Source organism: Cellulophaga fucicola (assembly GCF_900119145.1).
Classification (GTDB): Bacteria; Bacteroidota; Bacteroidia; order Flavobacteriales; family Flavobacteriaceae; genus Cellulophaga; species Cellulophaga fucicola.
Genome location: NZ_FPIY01000001.1, coordinates 104,478 through 127,304, shown reverse-complemented (window position 1 = coordinate 127,304; position 22,827 = coordinate 104,478). Strand labels below are relative to the sequence as shown.

27 protein-coding genes are annotated in these 22,827 nt (G+C 31.3%); 15 read left to right on the top strand and 12 right to left on the bottom strand.

Annotated elements, in window-relative coordinates; genetic code table 11:
- Positions 1–5: 5 nt before the first annotated feature.
- Positions 6–683, bottom strand: a complete 678-nt coding sequence (locus BT107_RS17705; protein WP_072301828.1) for a DUF4331 family protein — start codon at positions 681–683, stop codon at positions 6–8.
- Between the two features lie 143 nt (positions 684–826).
- Here BT107_RS17705 and BT107_RS00630 point away from each other — a divergent pair, with 143 nt between their 5' ends.
- The gene (locus BT107_RS00630; protein ID WP_072301827.1) at positions 827–2,008 is read left to right on the top strand and encodes an LETM1-related biofilm-associated protein; all 1,182 of its coding nucleotides are present in this window, start codon (positions 827–829) and stop codon (positions 2,006–2,008) included.
- Between the two features lie 96 nt (positions 2,009–2,104).
- On the opposite strand, the gene BT107_RS00625 is transcribed toward BT107_RS00630, so the two are convergent.
- The 5 genes from BT107_RS00625 to BT107_RS00605 form a co-directional block, all read right to left on the bottom strand.
- Positions 2,105–2,860: a LytR/AlgR family response regulator transcription factor gene (locus BT107_RS00625; RefSeq protein WP_072301826.1), complete on the bottom strand. Its 756-nt coding sequence runs from the start codon at positions 2,858–2,860 to the stop codon at positions 2,105–2,107.
- Between the two features lie 93 nt (positions 2,861–2,953).
- The gene (locus BT107_RS00620; RefSeq protein ID WP_072301825.1) at positions 2,954–3,295 is read right to left on the bottom strand and encodes a 2TM domain-containing protein; all 342 of its coding nucleotides are present in this window, start codon (positions 3,293–3,295) and stop codon (positions 2,954–2,956) included.
- Position 3,296: 1 nt separating this feature from the next.
- Positions 3,297–3,638: a 2TM domain-containing protein gene (locus BT107_RS00615; RefSeq protein ID WP_244543084.1), complete on the bottom strand. Its 342-nt coding sequence runs from the start codon at positions 3,636–3,638 to the stop codon at positions 3,297–3,299.
- A complete protein-coding gene (locus BT107_RS00610; RefSeq protein WP_072301824.1) occupies positions 3,629–3,934 on the bottom strand; it encodes a 2TM domain-containing protein in 306 nt (101 codons plus the stop codon). The genes BT107_RS00615 and BT107_RS00610 overlap by 10 nt, the downstream gene beginning before the upstream one ends.
- A gap of 34 nt (positions 3,935–3,968) precedes the next feature.
- Entirely contained in the window at positions 3,969–5,291 is a 1,323-nt protein-coding gene (locus BT107_RS00605) for a 2TM domain-containing protein (protein WP_072301823.1), read from the bottom strand.
- Positions 5,292–5,519: 228 nt separating this feature from the next.
- Between BT107_RS00605 and rluF the strand changes: the two genes are divergently transcribed.
- From rluF to BT107_RS00575, 6 genes are all read left to right on the top strand, one after another.
- Positions 5,520–6,257, top strand: a complete 738-nt coding sequence (gene rluF, locus BT107_RS00600) for a 23S rRNA pseudouridine(2604) synthase RluF (RefSeq protein ID WP_072301822.1) — start codon at positions 5,520–5,522, stop codon at positions 6,255–6,257.
- Positions 6,250–7,092: an endonuclease/exonuclease/phosphatase family protein gene (locus tag BT107_RS00595; RefSeq protein WP_072301821.1), complete on the top strand. Its 843-nt coding sequence runs from the start codon at positions 6,250–6,252 to the stop codon at positions 7,090–7,092. Before rluF ends, BT107_RS00595 begins: the two co-directional genes overlap by 8 nt.
- Positions 7,093–7,094: 2 nt before the next feature.
- Entirely contained in the window at positions 7,095–7,697 is a 603-nt protein-coding gene (locus BT107_RS00590; RefSeq protein ID WP_072301820.1) for an FMN-binding negative transcriptional regulator, read from the top strand.
- 49 nt (positions 7,698–7,746) lie between these two features.
- Positions 7,747–8,643, top strand: coding sequence for a metallophosphoesterase family protein (locus BT107_RS00585; protein ID WP_072301819.1), 897 nt, complete (start codon positions 7,747–7,749; stop codon positions 8,641–8,643).
- Between the two features lie 33 nt (positions 8,644–8,676).
- Positions 8,677–9,504, top strand: a complete 828-nt coding sequence (locus tag BT107_RS00580; protein ID WP_244543083.1) for a hypothetical protein — start codon at positions 8,677–8,679, stop codon at positions 9,502–9,504.
- A 211-nt stretch (positions 9,505–9,715) separates the two neighbouring features.
- Entirely contained in the window at positions 9,716–10,138 is a 423-nt protein-coding gene (locus BT107_RS00575; RefSeq protein ID WP_072301818.1) for a DUF2141 domain-containing protein, read from the top strand.
- A 77-nt stretch (positions 10,139–10,215) separates the two neighbouring features.
- Here the strand turns inward: BT107_RS00575 and BT107_RS00570 are convergent, their stop codons facing one another.
- Positions 10,216–10,689 (bottom strand): Dps family protein, encoded by a 474-nt coding sequence (locus BT107_RS00570; protein WP_072301817.1) that lies wholly within the window; start codon positions 10,687–10,689, stop codon positions 10,216–10,218.
- A 104-nt stretch (positions 10,690–10,793) separates the two neighbouring features.
- Between BT107_RS00570 and BT107_RS00565 the strand changes: the two genes are divergently transcribed.
- On the top strand, positions 10,794–11,744 hold the full coding sequence (locus tag BT107_RS00565; protein ID WP_072301816.1) for a LysR substrate-binding domain-containing protein: 951 nt from the start codon (positions 10,794–10,796) through the stop codon (positions 11,742–11,744).
- A 28-nt stretch (positions 11,745–11,772) separates the two neighbouring features.
- Here the strand turns inward: BT107_RS00565 and BT107_RS17640 are convergent, their stop codons facing one another.
- On the bottom strand, positions 11,773–11,970 hold the full coding sequence (locus BT107_RS17640; RefSeq protein ID WP_072301815.1) for a hypothetical protein: 198 nt from the start codon (positions 11,968–11,970) through the stop codon (positions 11,773–11,775).
- 168 nt (positions 11,971–12,138) lie between these two features.
- Between BT107_RS17640 and BT107_RS00555 the strand changes: the two genes are divergently transcribed.
- Together BT107_RS00555 and BT107_RS00550 are read left to right on the top strand one after the other, a co-directional pair.
- Positions 12,139–13,371 (top strand): D-alanyl-D-alanine carboxypeptidase, encoded by a 1,233-nt coding sequence (locus BT107_RS00555; protein ID WP_072302868.1) that lies wholly within the window; start codon positions 12,139–12,141, stop codon positions 13,369–13,371.
- 33 nt (positions 13,372–13,404) lie between these two features.
- Positions 13,405–13,791 carry a hypothetical protein gene (locus BT107_RS00550; RefSeq protein WP_139254252.1) on the top strand — a complete coding sequence of 129 codons (387 nt, stop codon included), beginning with the start codon at positions 13,405–13,407 and terminating at the stop codon, positions 13,789–13,791.
- A gap of 45 nt (positions 13,792–13,836) precedes the next feature.
- Here the strand turns inward: BT107_RS00550 and BT107_RS00545 are convergent, their stop codons facing one another.
- Complete coding sequence (locus BT107_RS00545; protein ID WP_072301813.1) at positions 13,837–14,634, bottom strand: TIGR00266 family protein; 798 nt, start codon at positions 14,632–14,634, stop codon at positions 13,837–13,839.
- A gap of 71 nt (positions 14,635–14,705) precedes the next feature.
- Positions 14,706–15,161 (bottom strand): DUF4442 domain-containing protein, encoded by a 456-nt coding sequence (locus BT107_RS00540; protein WP_072301812.1) that lies wholly within the window; start codon positions 15,159–15,161, stop codon positions 14,706–14,708.
- A gap of 241 nt (positions 15,162–15,402) precedes the next feature.
- On the opposite strand from BT107_RS00540, the gene BT107_RS00535 reads away from it, so the two are divergent.
- From BT107_RS00535 to BT107_RS00515, 5 genes are all read left to right on the top strand, one after another.
- Positions 15,403–15,747, top strand: a complete 345-nt coding sequence (locus tag BT107_RS00535) for a PadR family transcriptional regulator (RefSeq protein WP_072301811.1) — start codon at positions 15,403–15,405, stop codon at positions 15,745–15,747.
- Positions 15,740–17,473 (top strand): PspC domain-containing protein, encoded by a 1,734-nt coding sequence (locus tag BT107_RS00530; protein WP_072301810.1) that lies wholly within the window; start codon positions 15,740–15,742, stop codon positions 17,471–17,473. Before BT107_RS00535 ends, BT107_RS00530 begins: the two co-directional genes overlap by 8 nt.
- Before the next feature lie 100 nt (positions 17,474–17,573).
- The gene (locus BT107_RS00525) at positions 17,574–18,290 is read left to right on the top strand and encodes a head GIN domain-containing protein (protein WP_072301809.1); all 717 of its coding nucleotides are present in this window, start codon (positions 17,574–17,576) and stop codon (positions 18,288–18,290) included.
- Between the two features lie 90 nt (positions 18,291–18,380).
- A complete protein-coding gene (locus BT107_RS00520) occupies positions 18,381–19,391 on the top strand; it encodes a dipeptide epimerase (RefSeq protein WP_072301808.1) in 1,011 nt (336 codons plus the stop codon).
- A complete protein-coding gene (locus BT107_RS00515) occupies positions 19,391–20,437 on the top strand; it encodes a pyridoxal phosphate-dependent aminotransferase family protein (protein WP_072301807.1) in 1,047 nt (348 codons plus the stop codon). The genes BT107_RS00520 and BT107_RS00515 overlap by 1 nt, the downstream gene beginning before the upstream one ends.
- A 12-nt stretch (positions 20,438–20,449) precedes the next feature.
- On the opposite strand, the gene trxB is transcribed toward BT107_RS00515, so the two are convergent.
- Both trxB and BT107_RS00505 read right to left on the bottom strand, forming a co-directional pair.
- The gene (trxB, locus tag BT107_RS00510; protein WP_072301806.1) at positions 20,450–21,406 is read right to left on the bottom strand and encodes a thioredoxin-disulfide reductase; all 957 of its coding nucleotides are present in this window, start codon (positions 21,404–21,406) and stop codon (positions 20,450–20,452) included.
- Positions 21,407–21,518: 112 nt separating this feature from the next.
- A complete protein-coding gene (locus BT107_RS00505; protein ID WP_072301805.1) occupies positions 21,519–22,664 on the bottom strand; it encodes a formylglycine-generating enzyme family protein in 1,146 nt (381 codons plus the stop codon).
- Positions 22,665–22,827 lie beyond the last annotated feature (163 nt).

The window sequence follows — 22,827 nt, the reverse complement described above, 5'->3', positions numbered from 1 at the left end:
TGTTATTATTTTTTGTTTGTAGTAACCCAAGTTTTGTATACTTCTAAACCTAAAGCATTAGTAGCAGTAGTTGTACCTAACATTGTATTAGGAATCTCTATTGCTATAGACATAGTATTTGCACCATCAAAAGTATCTACAGCCTCTGTAGAAGCTTTAAAACCCTCTGGAGCCATACCGCCTATTACAGCATTAAATTGGAAAAAATCGAAAAAGAAAGCATCTTGTCTTGGGCCAGCAAATAACTTAACTCCGTTAGATAACTCTTCTACTGTAGCAGTAGCATTAGAAATAGCAACAGATCCTAAAGGAGAATCTACCATTACTTCTCCACTTAAACCAGTAGAAGAAGGTGCAACTGGACCAAAGAAATACATAACACCATCTCTTGGTATAGCCTGTATTACTATATCTTCAACTAAATCTCCATCTCTATCAATATTTATTTCTGTTAATACGTTCTCATCAAAAGTACCATAGGCTAAATCTGGTAGAACGCTTGTTTGTAGATCTACAATAAATACTGTGTTATCTGACCCAACTGTTGGCTCAAAAGCGTAAAAATCTGCAATATCTGCAGTCTTCCCTGTAGTAGACGGAGCATCTATATGGTCTGCCGCTACTAAAACTACACCTACTATTGCTAGTAAGCATACAACTAATAAATTTCTGTTTTTTCTCATTGTAGTATGTTTAAAATTAAATTCGCCTTACCTACGGAGCATTGATTAGGAGGGTTTGGTTTTTAATTGTTAAAATTATGTTAAAACGAAATAAAGCATTTATTACATCTTTACAATATATAGCTTAGCATAAAAATTAAGTTATGAACCCTTCTTCTTCTGGATGGATAGATAAGTTTGGACAAACAGTAACAAATAGTGGTGTTACTTATTCTAATTTTAATGACTTATACCGTAGTCTTTGTACTACAGGCTTTATTTACGGAATACATGTAAAATGGTTAGATTTTATACCAATTACACACACGCCTACAGAGGATGAAAATGCAAAAGCGAACCTTATTTCTGCTTTATATTTTACTTATGTTATAGCATACAACGATAAAAATTACAACAATTTTGTAGAAAAAACGAATCATTTTTACGATGCCCTAGGAGTAGATTCTAGCTTTTTTGACAAGGTTTTTACCAGTTCAAAAGCAAGTAACAAACTAGAAATTCTTATAAAATCCAGAGTCTTTTTAGAAGATAATTTGATAAATAAAACCTTTGGAAGCACTGTTACAAATACCTTACTTTTTGTTGATGTTTTAGTTTTTAAACGTTTTTTACAGGATGAAAAAGACATTAAAAAGTATGCAGAAGAGTTAGAATATATCCTAATAAATCTTGTACACCACACGCTAAATTCTAAACATCAGCAAAAATATGACGAGCGATTAAGCTATTTATTTATTGCTTCTTTATCATTTTTACCAGACGATTATCATCATTTTGACGCACAATACAGAGCCCGTTTAATAGACAAATTTACGCCCATAGAATACCAATATTTAATGGATATTATTTGCGTTACAGCATGGGAAGATTTAACCCTAGACTACAAAGAATCGGAGTTTGTTTTTGGCATTGCAAACGATCTAAATTTATCAAAAAAAGAGGTTGAAAATTCAATAGAAAAAGTAGCTGTGTTTTTTAAAGAAAACGCTAAAAAAATACCACATTTAAAAGACCATAATCTAGCTGAAAAATTCTATGATAACACTTCTAAATTTGCCAATAAATTAATACTAAGAAATAGTAAAAGATTGCAAAAAGAGTTATCTGAAAGCAAGGAATTAGTAGCCTTAATTTCTAAGTCTACGGTTACAAATTTAAGTGTAGAAGAGAAGAGAAAAGTACAAAACCAACTCTTAGATATTTTTAAAAGCATACCTTCCTTAGCAATTTTTATGCTGCCAGGAGGAGCTATTTTACTACCTATTTTTATTAAATTGATTCCTAAATTACTACCATCTTCTTTTGATGAGAACAGAATAGAGTAACGATACCTAAAAGCATAAAAAAACCTAGTATAGAGAAAACTTATACTAGGTTTTTTTATATTATTAAAATATTATAATCCAGCTATTTAAAAACAATTACTCTAACCACAACTTAAAGTCTTTTACCTTTTCTCTGCTCACTATAATTTCTGACTCATTGTACTTATTTAATACTAGTTTTAATCTAGAATTTGTGTAAGATACAATATCTTTTATAAAACTTACATTTACATAAAACTTACGGCTAACTCTAAAAAAGTTTTTAGGTTCTAGCTCAGATTCTAAATTCTCAAGGGTAAGATCTAATAGGTAATTTCTACCATCTGCAGTAGCTGCATAGGTACCTTTATTCTCGCTATAAAAGCATTCTATCTCATCTGCATTTATAATCTTTATATGCTGCCCTACCTTAACTGTAAATCGTTTTTTATATTCGCGTTCTATTGGGTTAACTAACAATCTTTTTATGTCTTCAAAATCTACAGATATTTGAGTCTTAGAAGAGGTCATATCCTTATACTTTTTTACTGCAATTTCTAGCTCCTCATCATCTATAGGTTTTAGTAAATAATCTATGCTATTTAATTTAAAAGCTTGCAGTGCATATTCGTCATAAGCAGTGGTAAAAATAATAGAACTTTTTACTTCTACTTGATCAAAAATTTCAAAAGACAATCCATCTGATAATTGTATGTCTAAAAAAATTAATTCTGGATGCTTGTTCTCGTTAAACCAAATTATAGATTCTTCAACCGAGTGTAACATTTTAGAAACTGTTACATCTAACTCTGCAAGCAATCTACTGAGTCTTCTTGCTGCTGGTTTTTCATCTTCAATAATTATTACATTCATTAGTTTGGCTATTTAGTTATTGTTGGCAACTTATAAAAATTAATCTAAAACTACCTGTTCTATTTTTAAAATTTAAGATTCTATAATTTAAAACTACATGTACTTTGTATCGTTATCTTCTTCCATATATTTTTCAATTTGGCGTTGCTCCCAGTTTTCATAAAAACGAAACTTGTCTTTAAAAACATAAAGTCCATGGCAGGTTAAACCAAACAACCAAAGTAACGGCATTATCGTCATATTAACATCAATCCAATTAGTAATGTTTTTTCCTACAGAATCAAATTCAATAGAGAAGATATCTAACATTTTAAATCTAACAATAAAGACCACAATATTAACCACTAAAAACCAAGCTAAATGATTATAAAAATCCTTAATTTCTTTTACCTTTTTCTCTGCTCTTGCTAATTTACTCAATGGTTCTTTTTTCATTTTATTTCTTTTTTAAAAAGTCATCTGACTCTCTTTTTTCCTTTTCCATATACTTTTCTATCTGTCGCTTTTCCCAATCTTTACTAAAAAATGGTAACGAACCATATACTTTAGAATAATGACCAACAAGTCCTATTCCCCAAAAAAATGGTGTAAAGTAAGTTCCTATGTTTAAGAAGCCATCCCATCCTGAGTTATAAATAACACTACCAACAATAAAGGCGTTTACCAAAACATATACCGTTAGGTGTACGTAAAATCCTTTTAGCTGCTTTATTTTTTCTTTGGCTCTCTCTAGCTTTTCATTTCTATATTCCTGACTATAATCTTCCATTACCTCCATTTTTTGTTAGTTTCCTCATCCTCCTTCATCAACTGGTTAATTTTCTTCTGCTCCCAGTCTTTACCCATAAAAGGAAAAACATTAAATACTTTTACTGCTTTAAAAGCAAGGCTAATACCTACACCTAACACAACCCATAAAAACCAAGGGTTACTAAATTCGTTTACATAGTAATTTATTGCCGCCACTACGGCTACTGTAAAAGAAGAAGATATTACCTTATTATAAAACTCTTTTTCGTCCTTTACACGCTCTTTAGCTCTTATATACTTGTCTTCGTTAGTGTTAATCTCCATAGTTTTGTTTTTAAGGTTAGTTGGTGTATTTTTTTTAAAACTTATCGTCTTCCATATATTCTTTTATCTTACGATTTTCCCAGTTTCTACCAAACAAAGGATTGTAACCAAAAGCCTCCATACCGTGAGCAGCTAACCCTAAGCCCCATCCAAAGGCAGGAAATACTGACCAAGGGAAATCTGTTGTTTGGTAATTTAACCAAATTAAAAAAGGAATAACAAAACAATATGCTACTAGATTATATGTAAACCCTTTTATTTTTTCTACTCGTTCTTTTGCTCTTTGATATCGTTTTTCGTCTAAATGTACTTTTTGCGTTTCCATGATTGATACTTTTTTGGTTAAGATTGGCAAGTGAACACTAAATTCTGTTGCTTCTTTGTTAATAATTACTGTTCTGTCTGTTAGCATTTTGTAGCGCTGATGTATGTTTTTAAGTCCAACTCCACTACTCTTTTTAACAACTTTTTTCTCCTGTAAATTGTTACTCACTATTAACATATTATCTATTTCTTCTACCTTTAAATGTAAAGGTTTGTTAGATGATACTACGTTGTGTTTTACCGCATTTTCTAATAATAATTGTAGCGATAATGGTATAATTTTAGCGTCTGGATTGCTGCTTTTTTCTGGCACTTCAAAAACAATACTCTCTTCAAACCTCATTTTTAGTAAGCGTATGTATGTTTTAGCAAACTGCAACTCTTCATCTACAGTCACCAAATCTTTATTTTTCTGCTCTAAAACATACCTATATACTTTAGATAATGATGTGGTAAACTTTTGTGCCTGGAACGGGTCTTCTTCTATTAAACTAGTTAACACATTTAAACTATTAAATAAAAAATGCGGATCTAACTGATTTTTTAAAGCATCGAACTTTGCAGATGCTGTACCTGCTATTATTTTTTGTTCTTTTATTTTAGAGTCTTGTATGTACTTGTAAAAATAGTAAGCGTGTAATGCTAAAGAAACCACTATAGATATTAGTATAGCAATCATATACGGAGACAACGTTTGGCTGTTTACATAATACTCTACACTATTACCAAAAAGTACAATAGCTATTATAAACTTTACAATTGCAAAAGCAATAAGTGTTAGCACAACAGACCCTAATGCACCAAGCCATAGTCTTTTTTTAGGTTGCTCCTCCCAACTATAAATACTAGATATATACTGAAAATAATAAGAGTTTACACAACTTAAAACAAATGAATACAAAAAACCAATAGCCACACTACGTAATGTATTGGTTAAAGAAAAGCCGTTACTAATAGTACCTAACACATTTATTATGGTTAGTACAATTGTAATGTAAATACTTATTTTTAATATCTTTTTAATATTGAACATTTTAAAATCTGATTTGGCTCTAATTTACTAAATAATTACTGTTCTTATCTGTTACAAAGTTGAAGTATTACCCACACTACAACAATAAAATAAAACCGAATTGTATGTATTTATAGATGAGTTGTAAAAATTTAGCCCAATTCTGTAATCTACACGACTAAAACTCAGAAAAATTAAGGGAACAAAGTAAAACAAACCCTTATCTTTGTTGTTAGAATAGCAATTATAATGAAAGAAGTACAAGCAACTAGAATTAATAAATATTTAAGTGAAGTTGGTTATTGTTCTCGCCGAGCGGCAGACAAACTAATAGACCAAGGACGTGTAACCATTAATGGTAAAGTGCCAGAAATGGGAACTAAAATAGTTCCTGATGATGAAGTACGCGTAGATGGAGAACTAATTTCTGAACCTAAAGAAGATTTTGTATATCTAGCCTTTAACAAGCCTGTTGGCATTGTTTGTACTACAGATACACGTGTAGAGAAAGATAATATTATAGAGTATATAAATTACCCTAAACGTATTTTTCCTATTGGTAGATTAGATAAGCCTAGTGAAGGTTTAATATTCTTAACTAACGATGGCGATATTGTAAACAAAATTCTACGCGCTAGAAACCATCACGAAAAAGAGTACATAGTTAAAGTAGATAATATTATTACAGACGACTTTGTACATCAAATGAGTAATGGCATACCTATTCTAGATACTATTACTAGAAAATGTAAAGTAGAAAAGTTAAGTAAATACGAGTTTAAAATTATACTTACACAGGGTCTTAACAGACAAATTAGAAGAATGACGGAGTATTTAGGATACAATGTTGTTACCCTAAAGCGTGTACGTATTATGAATATCTCTTTAGATATGCCAGTTGGTACGTACCGTGAGTTTACCAAAGAAGAACTTACCGAAATAAATAAACTTGTAGAAACTTCTACTAAAACAATTAGAGATGATTAAAAAATATGCTTTTGTTATAGTTCTTGTATTTACATTATTTTCGGTTTCTCTTACTAGTCAGAATATAAAGGCAATGACCTTTAATATTAAGTATGATAATACTGGTGACACTATAAACAACTGGAACTTTCGTAAAGCTAAAATGGTGGCCTTAATACAACATTACAATCCGTCTTTTTTAGGCATACAAGAAGGTTTACACAACCAAGTTAATTATTTAGACTCTAATTTACCTAACTACAATTACATAGGCGTTGGTAGAGATGATGGTAAACAAAAGGGAGAATACAGCGCCATTTACTACAACAAAAATAATTTTAAGGTTATAAAATCTAGTACATTTTGGTTATCTACAACACCTAACAAAATTTCTATTGGGTGGGATGCATCAATGGAGCGTATTTGTTCTTACGCCCTTTTTCAACATAAAAAAACAAAACAGAACTACTGGGTTTTTAATGCTCATTTTGACCATATTGGTGTGGAAGCTCGTAAAAACTCTGCTAAACTAATTATAGAAAAGATTAAGAGTTTAAACACAGAAAACTATCCTGTTATTTTAATGGGAGATTTTAATGTTACCCCAAATACAGCAACTATTACAACCATAAAAAATTATCTAGAAGACAGCTACACAGTAACAGCAGAAAAACCATACGGACCAAAAGGCACTTTTAATGGTTTTACAGATAAGATTGTAAAAGACAGAATAGATTACATATTTGTAAAACACCTTAATGTTTTATCTGTACAAATTATAGATAACAGACTAGACAATAACAAACATATATCAGATCATTTATCAGTATTAACAACACTAACTACAAAAAAGTAACAATGTATATTCCGCCAGCTTATCAAAATAAAAATATAGAAGAAGTAAAAGATTTTATAGCTAAAAATAGTTTTGGCATTTTGGTAAATCAAACTAATGGCAAACCTTGGGCTACGCATATTCCTTTAGAGTTAGCTAGTAAAGACGGAAAAGACATACTTGTAGGGCATATTGCAAAAGCAAACCCACAGTGGCATAATTTTAAGGAAACTCCAGAAGTACTTTGCATTTTTAACGGACCACACGGCTACATTTCTTCTTCTTGGTATAAAGATGAAGAAGTACCCACTTGGAACTATATTGCTGTACACGTGTATGGCAAAGTATCTATTGTAAATAATGATGTTGCTATGGAAGGTTTACATACATTAGTTAATAAATACGAGAAAGCTTCTGAATGTCCTATACATCTAGATAATTTATCTAAAGGTACATTAGCACAAGTAAATGGTATTGTTGCTTTTGAGATTGAAATAACAGATATACAAGCCACATACAAGCTGTCTCAAACAAGACAAGAAGACAAACCTAAAATAATTGAAGAGTTAGAAAAAAGAGATGCGGGTAGTAAGAAAATAGCTAAGCAAATGAAAAAGCAAAAATAGGTATCTACTAAAAACCAAGTAGATACCGTATAATTTTGTATTTTTAAATATGCCAACAACCAACCAAAAGTATTTATTCTCTAAAACTATACTTATTTTTATAGGTATAACTTCCCTTTTGCAAATTACATCTTGTTCTAACGATAGTAAAGAAGAAGAATTACCAACACCCGCCATACCAAATGTTGTTTTTACAGCAATTGGCGATGTCCCTTATAACGCGGAACAAAGAGATTCTATTGTTAAGGTTATTGCAGCTCATAATACAAGAGCAAAGTCGGACTTTGTAATTCATTTAGGAGATATAAAACCTGGAGCTGGTGCTTGTGAAGAATCCGTTTACAAAGATGTTAGTGACATTTTAAAACAGTTTAATACACCAACCTTTGTTGTTCTAGGAGATAACGAGTTTAACGATTGTATAGATCCGGAACAAGGTTTTGCGTATTGGAACACTTATTTTTTAAAACTAAACACAAACTGGAATTTTAACCAGCCTGTGAGCTACCAAGATGTACGCCAAGAAAATTTTAGTTGGATACAGAACAAGGTTTTATTTATAGGCATAAACATAGTTGGCAGCACAGTACACAATGCAACAGAATGGCAAACTAGATTAACAGATAATGCCAATTGGGTTAAACAACATTTAGAAACCCAAAAAGAAAATGTAAATGCCGTAGTTGTATTTGGACACGCAAATATTACAGAAGGTGACGCTACAAAGTTTGAAGCATTTACAAATGTTTTTAGAAGTAGTGCAGCTGCATTTGGCAAACCTATACTCTACTTACAAGGAGACGGACATATTTGGTTTACAAACAAACCCTGGCCAGAAAAAAATATAACTCGTGTACAAATAGATGGCGGTTACAGAGCTGTAGAAGTTACCGTAGATCCAAATAAGAGTAATCCGTTTAGCTATAACCGAACTTTTTTAGATTAATAAGTAATATTCCGTATTTAGAGTAATTGAAACATGATGAAAACTGATAAAATAAAAAACTATAATCAAAAAGTACTAGCTATTCTTGGCACACTAGCTATAATTCTTGTTATATTTTCAATAATCACAATTAGTGGAATTGCTATTTCTGAATACTTTAGGTTTAATGATTATGATGATATAGAAACAGGAATTCTTTCTGATGAGAAAATTGATGAGTTAAAAAAAGAAAATAAAAGAGAACAAGTAATCTCTTATGAAACTCCAATGCTTATAGACACACTTAATTCTGTTTATATTATTCCTGTATCACATAAAAATTTAAATGAACCTGAAGATATAAATGGTTTATTAAATATAGCAAGTAAATCTAGTAGTTATGAATCTAAAGACAATAGATATTCGCGTGAGTTTTATGGAAACTATAATAATGTTATTATCTACAACCAAAAAAGTGACATAACTAAACAACTATTTATCAAAAGAGTAAATTTTAACGACATAAAAACTGAATATTTTTCTGATGATATCTTTTTAATGTTTAATGCCGCGGAAAAAGACACTTATAAAGACGGTGTAATTAATTTAGCTGATTTTAAGTCGCTCTATATCTATTCATTCAATCAAAAAAAATTAAAGAAAGTAGCAAATGACAATATGGATATTGTTTCATATCATTTTCTAAATGATAGTAAAGACATCATCATTAGCTTTGGAGTCGATAAAAATAACGACGGTACATATGATTATAATAACGAACCCACAGTTATTAAAAAATATAACTACCAGACCAATGAACTAAAAAGCATTATTACGGATAATATTAATTCTGATCTTCAAAAAACGCTAGAGGGATCTTAACATAAAAAAGATTTCTCCTCTAAATTTTTCAATGTATTACACTCTTAATCTTTCTTATTAAAATCCTTAATCATATAAACAGTCTCTTTTTATCCTTACAAACTAATATTCGACAATTCAGTCTTAAAAAACTACAATTGAGCCTATTGCATTTTAAAAAAGACAATTACCAATGCACCTTTGTATCATAATCAACTTAAAAACAAATATTATGAGAACTTTAGGATTACTTTTAGGATTATTTTTAATGAGTGTTGTGGTAACAGCTCAAGCCAAAGAAACTGCATATAACATTACTATTACCATAGATAATGTAGCAAACGATAATGGCTCTGTTTTAGCTGGCTTACACAACGTAGAAACTTTTATGAAAGGTAAAGGTGTACAAAACCTGCAAAGCACAATTAAAGATGGCAAAATAACTTTAGTTTTTAAAGATGTAAAACCTGGAGAGTATGCAATTTTAGCAATGCATGACAAAAATAATAACAAACAAATGGATAGGGAAGCAAACGGAATGCCAACAGAAGATTATGGCATATCTGGATCTTCAACTCCTTATGGACCACCAAGCTTTAACGATGCTAAGTTTACAGTAACAGACAAAGACTTAGAGTTTGCTATCAGATTTTAAAAATAACCAGCCAACATAAAAAAGGGAGATAAAGCAATTGCTTTATCTCCCTTTTTTGTCAACTTAATTACAGAAATCTATTCCTCTAACCAAGCATTCATCATCCAAATAGTTTTTTCTTGCTCAGCTATAAAGTCACTCATTAAAGAGTTTGTACCTTCATCATTTGCATCTCCAGAAAGTTCTAGTAAATCGCGTTCTATAACTAATAATTCTTTTAAAGAATTAACAATTAATTTTATTGCTTCTACATCTACAGATATATTTTTACCTACTGGCAATTTAGATATAGACATATAATCTTCAAAAGTATGCAATGGCTTACCACCTAACGTAAGTATACGTTCTGCAATCATATCTACTTTTAAATTTGCGTCTGTATATAACTCTTCAAACTTAATATGTAAATCAAAAAAACGTTTTCCTCTAATGTTCCAATGAACACCTCTTAAATTTTGATAATACACCTGAAAACTAGATAATAATATATTTAATTTACTGTTTAGTTCTGTAGCTTTTTCTACCTCTAATCCTATACTGTTTAATTTCATAATATATATCTTTTTTTGTTACTACAAAGTTAGCTTCTATTTAGTATTTTTGAGGTGATTTAAATCATTTATTTTTATAATTTTATAGTTTTAACCTATCAAGAATGACAATAACTCAATTACAATATGTATTAGCGGTTGCTAAATACCAAAACTTTACATTAGCAGCAGAAAAAAGCTTTGTTACACAGCCAACTTTAAGTATGCAAGTGCAAAAGTTAGAGGACGAGTTAGATATTCAGATTTTTGACAGAAGTAAAAAACCAATTTCTATTACAGAAGTCGGCCAAAAAATAGTAGAACAAGCTAAAAACATTGTAAACGAAGCAGATCGTATTAAAGATATTGTAGATCAAGAAAAAGGATTTATTGGTGGTGAGTATGTTTTAGGAATTATACCTACTATTATGCCTACACTTTTACCTATGTTTTTAAAGACTTTTATTTCTAAATTTCCTAAAGTGAATTTGGTTATTAAAGAACAAAGCACAGATACTCTTATTAGAAATTTACAAGACGGACAAATAGATGCTGCTATTGCTGCTACTCCTTTAGAGATTGAATTTATAAAAGAAAGACCTTTGTATTACGAGCCATTTGTTGGTTACATACCACAGCAACATAGGTTGGCCAATATTGAAAAATTAACTCCAGAAGATTTAGATATTGATGATGTTTTGCTTTTGCAAGACGGACATTGCTTTAGAGATGGTGTAATTAACTTGTGTAAATCTCCTAAAAACTCTGTTGTAGACCATTTTAGATTGCAAAGTGGTAGTTTTGAAACTTTAATAAACCTGTCTAACGAGGGTTTAGGAATGACATTGTTACCCTATTTAAACACATTGGATTTAGATGATAAGAAAAAACAAAATTTAAAACATTTTGAAACTCCATCTCCTGCAAGAGAAGTAAGTCTTATTTACCATAAAAAAGAACTTAAAATACAAATTACAAATGCGCTACACGAAGTAATTACAAGTGTTGTACGTGGTGCAATTGCTTTTCAAGATGTAAAAATTATTAGTCCTATTAACAATAAAATTAAAGCATAAAAAAAGCCACCTTATTGGTGGCTTTTTTTTAGTTCTTTATATATATCATACACTGCCTTAATTCCGGCTTATCTGTAGTAAAAGAATTTAACCAGAGTTTTAATTCTTCAATTTCGTAAGGTAACAACCTCGAAATTGATTTTTCTAGTTCTTTGCAAAACAACTTAGAATCAAAACTTACTTTTTGTAAAATAGTCTTAGTGTAGTCAAACATTGCTCTTGCCATTTTTCTAATTATTAATTTATTATTCCATAAATTTAACGATAAAAGGTATTACAATAGTCTATACAAAATGTTAAATATTCAATGATTTTAAAAAATAATTACGTAAAGTCTTACAAAGCTAGATTTTATAAGACTTACCGACTGACTTTAAATATTATTATTATTTCTATGCTAGCAAGTTGTGCAACTAGTAAATCTAAAATAACTAAAGTTGCAACTAATAAACTAGAAACTTCTTTGTTTAAGAATCATTTTGTAGGCTTAAAAGTATACGATCCTGTGAGGAAGAAAACTATTTTTGAAAAGAATAGCACCAAGTACTTTACACCTGCGAGTAACGCCAAAATATTTACACTTTACACTACTTTAAAACTATTACCAGAGTATAGCCCGTTATTAAAATACGCCGTAGAAGACAATACAACCTATATACAAGGAACAGGAAACCCAACAATTTTACACCCTTATTTTAAAGACGATACTGCTATTGACTTTTTAAACAAACAGAAAAATATAGCGCTATACCTAAACAACTTTACATCTGATAAGTTTGGTGGCGGCTGGGCTTGGGAAGATTTTGATACCTATTTTTCTCCTGAACGCGGTGGTTTACCTCTTTACGGCAATGTCTTATCTGCCTACAAAAAAGGAGAAATTAAAATATACCCTAATTACTTTAAAGACAGTATTTCTAGAAAACCACACACCTTTAAAAGAGAGCTGGTTAAAAATATCTTTTATATAAGCCCTAATTTAAAAGACACGATAGAAGTTCCTTATAAAACAAGCTCTAAACTAACCAAAGAATTACTAGAAGCAGAAACAAGTAATAAAATTACATTAACAAAGAGCTTCCCTTCTGTAAAAAAGACAACACTTTATGGCATAGCAACAGATTCAATTGCAAAAAGAATGATGTATACAAGTGATAACTTTTTAGCTGAACAATTGCTTATCATGGCTTCTAGTACTTTGTCTGACACGCTTAACACCAACAAAGCAATTAAATATATTTTAAAAACCGACTTAGGAGATTTAGCACAACAACCACGTTGGGTAGATGGTTCTGGATTGTCTAGATACAACTTATTTACACCAGCGTCTTTTGTGCACGTACTAGATAAAATGTATACAGAAGTCCCAAGAGGTAGGTTATTATCTATATTTCCGGTAGGTGGAGTTTCAGGAACTTTAAAAAACTGGTACAAAGGTAACCCAACACCATACATTTATGCAAAGTCTGGTAGTTTAGGAAACAACTATAGTTTAAGCGGTTACTTAATTACCAAATCTGGAAAAACGTTAATTTTTAGTTTTATGAATAATCATTTTAAGCAAAAAACTTCTGATGTAAAAAAAGAAATGGAAGCTGTTCTAGAACTAATTAGAGATAACTATTAATTATATATTGACAAAACTAAAGACTTAATAGCGATGATGAAAATAGTAGTAATCGGAATTGTATTTATACTGACTGTACTATACTTGATAAAAACTAACGACCCCAATAAGTTAAAAACAGATAAGAGTCTTTTCCTATTTACAAGTAAATCAATACTAAAAGGTTTTATTCTTTATACTACTACGGGCTGTTTATTAGCTTCTATAATAACATTTACTATGTTTTACCAAAACGGAGAACCTCATTCTCACAATATGCCAGAATTATTGTACATATGGCTTGGTACTGCAGGTGCTATTGCAGGTTGTATTATGGGGTTCTTTTTATCCTTATTAAGTAAAACTAGTATAAACAAAAAATTAATAATTGGTTCTTTACTTTTTGCAATTGGCTCCTTTGTTTGGTTAGAACTTTTGTAGTTAAAAAACGCTAACTATTCTACTTCATTTTATATACTTAACCCTTTAAAATCTATTATCACCATCTAAAAGATCTCCTAAGCCACCCAATAAGCTACCTTCTCCCCTGTCTTTTCCGCCTTTAGGAATAGATGCTAATACTCTGCCTGCAAGCCTGCTAAATGGTAAAGATTGTATATATACTGTACCAGGACCTCTTAAAGTTGCAAAGAATAAACCTTCGCCTCCAAAAACAGTATTTTTTATACCACCAACAAACTCTACGTCGTAATCTATAGTTTGTGAAAAGCCTACAATACAACCCGTATCTACTTTTAAAACCTCGCCTGCAGCCAATACTTTTTTAGCCATAGTACCACCTGCGTGAACAAATGCCATACCATCGCCTTCTAGTTTTTGCATAATAAAACCTTCGCCTCCAAAAAGGCCACGACCTAATTTTCTAGAAAATTCTATACCTACAGATACACCTTTAGCTGCGCACAAGAATGCATCTTTCTGGCAAATAAATTTTCCGTCTTTCTCAGATAAGTCTATTGCTAATATTTTTCCAGGATAAGGAGAAGCAAAACTTACTTTTCTTTTATGCTGACCAATATTTAAAAAGGCTGTCATAAATAAACTCTCCCCAGTTAACATTCGTTTTCCTGCAGAGAAAATCTTACCTAAAACACTATTGTCTTGGTTAGATCCGTCTCCAAAAATGGTGTCCATTTTTATATCAGTATCCATCATCATAAAACTACCAGCTTCGGCTACAACAGCTTCTTGCGGGTCTAGTTCTACTTCTACATACTGCATTTCTTCTCCAAAAATGTGGTAATCTATTTCGTGTGCATTCATTTTATTTTTGTTTTTGATTGACACTAATAGGTAGCAACAATTTATAGGTTGTTACATTTTTAAATAAAAAATTACTTTCTTAAACGTATAGTCCAATCAAAATTAAAGGTAGATACCACAACACCATCTTTATTAACACCAACAGATTTCATTGTAAAAATTTGTCCTTCTCCTGTTGCTACGGTTTTAGCAATTGCGTCTTCTATTAAATGTCCGTCTTCACAGGTAAACGTAATTCTTCCTGTGGCTTTTTTAGTAAATGTTGCATTATTACTAGCAACTAACATAGATATTTTTTTGCCACTTTTCTCAATTTGGTCTATAACCATAATTCCTGTTGCGTATTCTGCAGCCATACCTTGTACTGCCCAAAACATAGAATTAAATGGGTTTTGGTTAAACCATCTGTGCTTAACTGTTACCACTGCTTTGGTAGTATCTATATGCTGTAAACGTACGCCACACCACCAAGCAGAGGGTAACTTAAAAAAATTAAATACGTTGTATTTTAATGTGCTTTTTGCCATTCTAGTTTTATAATTTTTATAAAAGTATTGAAAATAGTTGAAAGTAGAAATGTTAAATTAAAGTTAATTTTTAGTACTATGTTTTGCATAATACCTTTTTAAAGACATATATTTGTATAAGATACTAACAAGTTAGGATTATAGAACTTAATCAATTCTATTACAAAATAATTCAGCGGAGTTTGTTCATCATATCAATTAACACCCGTTTTGAGGGTCATCAAAACAGAATATCTAAACTATGAAGATAGAAAACACAAAAGCACAAATGCGTAAAGGTGTTCTAGAGTATTGTATTCTCTCTATATTAAAGGGAGAAGATAAGTATACTTCTGAAATTCTTTCCACATTAAAAGATGCCAAAATGCTAGTTGTAGAAGGCACTATTTACCCATTATTAACAAGATTAAAAAATGCAGGACTACTAACCTATCGTTGGGAAGAGTCTACTTCTGGGCCTCCAAGAAAATATTATGGCCTTACAAAAACAGGAGAAAATTTTTTAACCGAATTAAATACCACCTGGGACGAACTAAGAAATGCCGTTAACCTAGTTACCAACTCAAAAAAAACGAACAATGAATAAGACTATAAATATAAACTTGGCCAACTTATTCTTTCATATAGACGAAGATGCATATCGCAAACTAGACACCTATTTAAAAGCAATAAAACAATCTTTAAATAACGGACCTGGTAGTGACGAAATTATTTCTGATATAGAAGGACGAATAGCAGAGCTTTTTCAAGAAAAAATTAAAAACGAACAGCAGGTAATTACCAAAACAGACGTAGAAGACGTTATCGCTGTTATGGGGCAACCTGAAGATTACCGTGTAGACGAAGAAATTTTTGAGGATGAAGAAGCATCTGCATCAAAATCTAAAACAAAAAAATTATATAGAGATACAGATAACAAATATATTGGCGGTATATCTGCTGGTATGGCACACTATTTAGGCATAAATCCTTGGTGGGTTCGCTTGTTATGGGTTGTACTAACATTGGCAACATTTAGTGGATTTATAGTAATATACATTCTGTTATTATTTTTAATTCCTGAAGCAAAGACAACTTCGCAAAAATTAGATATGCGTGGTGAGTCTATTAACATTAGCAATATAGAGCGTACTGTTAAGGAAAGTTTTAACTCTGTTACAGATAAAGTAAAAAATGCAGATTACAACAAAGCAAGCGGCAAATTTAAAACTGGGATTCAGGCTTTTTTTGATGCAATTGGAACCATCTTTAATTTCATTTTTAAGAGTATTGGTAAAATTATAGGTGTATTTTTTATCCTAATTGGTGGCGCTGTAGTAATAGGCACTTTTATTGGCCTGTTTACCGCGGGTTTTACAGATGCGTTTGTTATTAATAACACACCTATATATAGTATAGTTAACAGTACAAGCGCACCAATTTGGCTTATATCATTATTAACATTTTTTGCTGTAGCAATACCATTTTTCTTTCTACTTTATTTAGGATTAAAAATTGTTGTATCTAACTTAAAATCTATTGGTACAATAGCAAAAATAACATTGTTTGGTGTTTGGTTAGCTGCTATTATAGGTTTAACAATTGTTGGTATTAAAGAAGCTACTGCTAATATGTACAAGGGCAGTGTTAATAAAACAGAAGTATTAAACTTTACACAGCCTTTAGATACGTTATATATTTCTACTAGAACCAGTAAAAACTATGACAGACCAGAAAATTTTAGAATTAATGGAATGACATTTACTTTAGATGAAAACGGAAAAAAACTGTTACTAGATAACGATTTTATCTTTGATATTGTTAGGTCTAATGATGATATAGCACGAATTAAAATACAAAAAGTATCTCAAGGCAGTTCTTTTGATGAGGCTAGAGACAGAGCTAAAACTATAGAATACAACTACCAAGTATTAGATAATAAAGTAGTTTTAGATAACTTTTTAATGCTAGATCCTAAAAGTAAAATTAGAGACCAAGAGGTTAATATTACCCTTTACATTCCTAAAGGTGTTATTATTAAGTTTGATTATGATGCCGATACGCATAACATTGGCTGGCACACATCATACAAAGAAGAAATTTACAGATCTGAGGTAAAAGATTATACTTGGGTTATGAATAAGCAAGGAGTTTTAGATTGTTTAGATTGTCCAAGTGAAGACATTATTGAAGAAGAAGCAGATGAATTTGAAAAAGAGACAAAACTATCTGTGGACGAAGAAGGCGTTAATATTAAAATTAATGGAAATGAGAGTTCTTTAAATATTAAAATAGACGAAAATGGAGCACGTATTGAAGCTTCAAAAAATTAAAACATACAATTCAGTATCAAAAAATAACAATTGAGTCTATCTTTTTAGAAATAACACTATCATTTATAGACTTTTACATCATCAATCAAAAACAACAATTATGACAACACTATCTAAAATCACAATCGCATTAGTAATAAGTTTACTGTTAAGCTCTTGCTCTTTTAACTTTGGAGACGGAAAAAAAGGAAATGGCGAGTTAACAGAGCAGAATCGTGAAATTACAAACAGTTTTGATCGCATTTCAGCATCAGAAGGCATTAATGTTTATGTAACACAAGCAAAAGAATTTAGTATAAGAGTAGAAGCAGATGAAAATGTTATAGACCTAATTGGTACAGACGTTAAAGATGGCAAACTTAAAATACACGCTATTGAAAACATTGGTAGAGCTACAAAAAATGTACACGTTACACTACCTGTTATTACTGCTTTGTATAGTTCTAGTGGTGCCGACTTAAATTCAGAATCACAGATAGAAGCTGATGAAATTGATTTAAATGCTAGTAGCGGAGCTGATATACAAATTGCTTTAGTAGCAAACTCTGTAAACGCAGATTGCAGTAGTGGCGCAGATATTAAGTTAAGTGGCAAAACAAATAACTTAACCGTAAATGCTAGTAGCGGTTCTGATATTGATGCTCGTGAGTTAAAAACAAAAAACTGTGATGCAGATGCTAGTAGCGGAGCAGACATTAGCGTAGATGTGTCAGATTCTTTAATTGCAGATGCCAGCAGCGGAGCAGATATATTGTATACGGGTAATGCTACTGTTAAAAAAAATAAATCTTCTTCTGGAAGCGTAAAAAAGAGATAAAGTAAAGACGTTAAAATAGTTTTAATAAGGCCAATCTTGTTTTGTTTACAAGGTTGGCCTTAGTATATTAGTATAAATTTAAATACTGATATGAATTTAACCTTAACAAAGTATGTGCTTCCCCTAAAACATACATTTAGCATCTCTAGAGAGTCGCACAATTTTCAAGATAGTATGGTGGTTAGTCTTGGTTTAAATGATAAAACAGGTTATGGTGAAGCTACTGCCAACCCTTATTATAAGATCACTTTTGAGAGTATGCAAAAAGAAATTGAAGGCATACGTACAGCAATAGAGAATTATAATTTTACTACATCAGAAGATTTCAATCAATTTTTAATACAACAACAACTAAGCAACTTTGCTATTTGTGCTCTAGATTTAGCTGCGCACGATTTATATGGTAAACTTTTAAATAAACCACTTTACAAAATCTGGAATACAGATAATAGCACCTACCCTATTACAAATTTTACAATAGGCATAGATTCTATAGAAAATATGGTTGCTAAAATGAAAGAACAACCTTGGCCTATTTATAAAATAAAACTAGGAACAAACCAAGATGTTGCTATTGTTAAAGAACTTAGAAAACATTCTGATGCTATTTTTAGGATTGATGCAAATTGCGCCTGGACAGCAGAAGAAACTATAAGTTACGCTCCAGAACTTAAAAAATTAGGCGTAGAGTTTTTAGAACAACCTTTAAAAGCAGATGACTGGACAGGAATGGAAAAAGTAATGCACGCTAGTGTTTTACCTGTTATTGCAGACGAAAGTTGTATTGTTGAGTCTGATGTAGAAAAATGTGGTTACCACTTTAATGGCATAAACATTAAACTTACCAAATGTGGTGGTTTAACTCCTGCTCTTAGAATGATAAAAAAAGGAAAAGAGCTAGGGTTAAAAGTTATGGTTGGTTGCATGACGGAATCTTCTGTTGGTATATCTGCCATAGCACAATTAACACCTCAATTAGATTATGTAGATATGGATGGTGCTATGCTTTTAAGTAAAGACATTGCAAAAGGAATAGAAATAGAACCAAACGGAAATCTTATTTTCCCGAGTCAAGGAGGTTCTGGCATTACATTGCTATAATGACAAATGTTACTTCTTTCCCTGGTAGAAAAATTACGGTAGATGCCTCCAAAAAACTATATTTTGGAGGCACTGCCTATTTAGGCTTGCAACAACACAAACAGTTTTTAAAAGTATATATAGATAATATTAAAAAATATGGCACCAATTATGGAGCCTCAAGAAAATCTAATATTAAAATATCTGTTTATGATAAAGCCGAAAAATACTTAGCTAAAATTGTAAATAGTGAAGCTTGTGTAACTGTTTCTTCTGGCTACTTAGCAGGGCAATTGGTATGTGATTATTTTAAATCGGAAGGTCATAGTTTATTTTATGCTCCAAACTCGCATATTGCGTTACATCAACAAAAAACAAAAAATTACACCACATATAAAGAGTTAGCAAATGCTATAGACAATTATTTAAAAATAAGTAATATACCGCCTGTAATATTTTTAGACAGTATAGATTTTAACGGTCTAAATTACCCTAGCTTTATTGGCTTACAAAAACTTCCTTTAGATAAAATTATAGTAGTTGCGGATGACTCGCACGCACTAGGCTTATCGTTAAACAATGGAGCTGGTTGTTACTCTCAATTAAAAGAATTAAAGCCTAAAGAATTACTAGTATGCTCCTCTTTAGGCAAAGGATTTGCAATACAAGCAGGAGCTATTTTTGGAGGCAGCAAAAGAATAGAAGAATTAAAAAATACAGCCTTTTTTGGAGGTGCTAGTCCAGCTACACCTGCAAACTTAGCTACTTTATTAAATGCTGATGCTATTTATACAAAAAGACAAAAAAAATTACAACAACATATTTTACTGTTTTTAGAAGGTATACAGACTAAAGATAAATTTAGCTATATGCCAAACCACGCAGCATTTACATACAATGATCAAAAAATAACTACTTATTTAGAAAAGCATAATATAATAGTTACGAGTTTTAATTATCCAGACAAGGATTCACCTACTATGAGCCGCATTGTGCTAAGCGCTCATCATAAAAAAAAGGATATTAATAAGCTTATTACACTTATCAATACCCTTTATAATTTATAAAATATAGTATACTTATGCTATTTCTTCTACAGCAGCTAAGTAACGTTCTGCATCTAATGCAGCCATACAACCAGTACCTGCAGCAGTAACTGCTTGTCTGTATTCTTTATCTTGTACATCTCCACTAGCAAATACACCTGGTAAATTTGTTTTAGTAGATTTACCTTCTGTAATTAAATAACCAGTTTCATCCATATCTAACTGACCTTTAAATATATCTGTGTTAGGTTTATGACCTATTGCTATAAAAAGACCTGTAATAGCAATATCTTCTTTTTCTTGCGTTTTGTTATTTACCATACGTAAACCTTCTACAACTTGTTCTCCTAATACTTCGTCTACTTCTGTATTGTATTTTACAGTAATATTAGAAATACTATTTACTCTATGTTGCATAGCTTTAGAAGCTCTCATTTCATCCTTACGAACTAACATTGTAACATTTTTACAAATATTAGCTAAGTAAGATGCTTCTTCTGCTGCAGTATCTCCTGCACCAACTATAGCTACATCTTGACCTTTGTAAAAGAAACCATCACAAACAGCACATGCAGATACTCCACCTCCACGCAAACGTTGCTCACTTTCTAAACCTAAATATTTAGCTGTAGCACCTGTAGAAATAATTACAGTTTCTGCTTCTATTGTTTTAGAATTATCTACAGTTACCTTGTGTATACCACCAACTGTTTTATTAAAATCTACAGCAGTTACCATACCTATTCTAACCTCTGTACCAAAACGTTCTGCTTGCGTTTGCAATTGCGTCATCATTGTTGGTCCGTCTATACCTTCTGGATACCCTGGGAAATTATCTACTTCTGTAGTAGTTGTTAATTGCCCACCTGGCTCCATACCTGTATACATAACAGGTTTTAAATCTGCTCTAGCTGCATAAATTGCCGCTGTGTATCCTGCTGGTCCAGAACCTATAATAAGACATTTAATTCTTTCTATTGTATCTGACATAATATTTTATTCTAAGATTAGTTTAGAACACAAATGTAATTTTTTTATGCAAACTGAAAAGCGAATTATCATAAATTGTTACAATAGAGTCATAGTCATATATAATTTGAGGTTATTTTAACATATCTACCGTAGCAACTGTTCTAAAACCAGTGTGTTCTGCAGAAGAATCTGTACTAGATGCCATACGAGCAGAGATTCTATAACTAGCACAGTAACTATCGCTACATAAAAAAGATCCGCCTTTAATAACCTTTTCTTCTATATATACATTTTGTGGATTATACGCTTCTGTTGCTCCTTTAGGATTTTTTTGTAAAAGTCCGGCAGATTGTTCTTTGTAATAATTTACATTGTACCAATCGCTTGTCCACTCCCAAACATTACCAGCCATATCATACAAGCCATAACCATTAGGTTGGTAGCTTTTTACTGGAGCTCTTTTCTCAAAACCATCTTCTTTACTGTTTTTTACAGGAAACTCCCCTTCCCAACTGTTTGCATTTTTAGATAAAACATCCCTATTATCTCCCCAAAAGTAAATAGTACCAGACTTACCACCATTAGCAGCATACTCCCACTCAGATTCTGTTGGCAACCTTCTTCCCGCCCATTTGCAATATGCCATAGCATCTTCATAACAAATTTGCACTACCGGATTGTTATCTAAACCTTTTATAGAACTCTTGGGTCCGTTAGGGTGTCTCCAATTAGCCCCTATTGTCCAATGCCACCATTGAGAAAAATCGAATAGATTTGGCACTGTTGTTTTTGTTTTCTTAAACGTTAAAGAACCTGGTTGTAAAATAGAATCGTGAGGTTTTGGTGTACCTGCTGGTACTTGCTTCTTCATTTCTTCCCAATCTATTTCTCTTTCTGCAACAGTAATATAAGCTGTTTCTTTTACAAACTGAGCAAACTGAGCATTTGTAACCTCTGTAATATCCATAAAAAAACCATCTACAGCTACCTTATGTGCAGGCTTTTCATGTTCCATTGCCATCTTATCTTGTGGCACTGCTCCCTGTACAAATTCTCCTCCTGGAATCCACACCATACCTTTTGGCACTTTAATTTCTTCAGGCTTATTTACTATTAAATTATATACAGTATCCTTTTTTTCTTCTTTTTTCTGATCAGAAACTACATTTACGGGTGTTTCTTTTTCTGATTTTGACGCCTCTTTACATTGATTAAAAAAAATTAACACAAAAAATAGAATTGTAATGTGCTTTATACTAGATACTTTTATTTTCATAATTTGAATTGATGTGTTCTAAATAAGTAAACAAATATATTAATCTATAAAAACTAAATGTATTTCTCAGTAATAATTACATATCCCTAGGTATTAATTTTTCATTTTAAAGCAAAATAAGATGATTGAAAAAATGGCGCAAAAGCTCTTAAAATTATCAAAT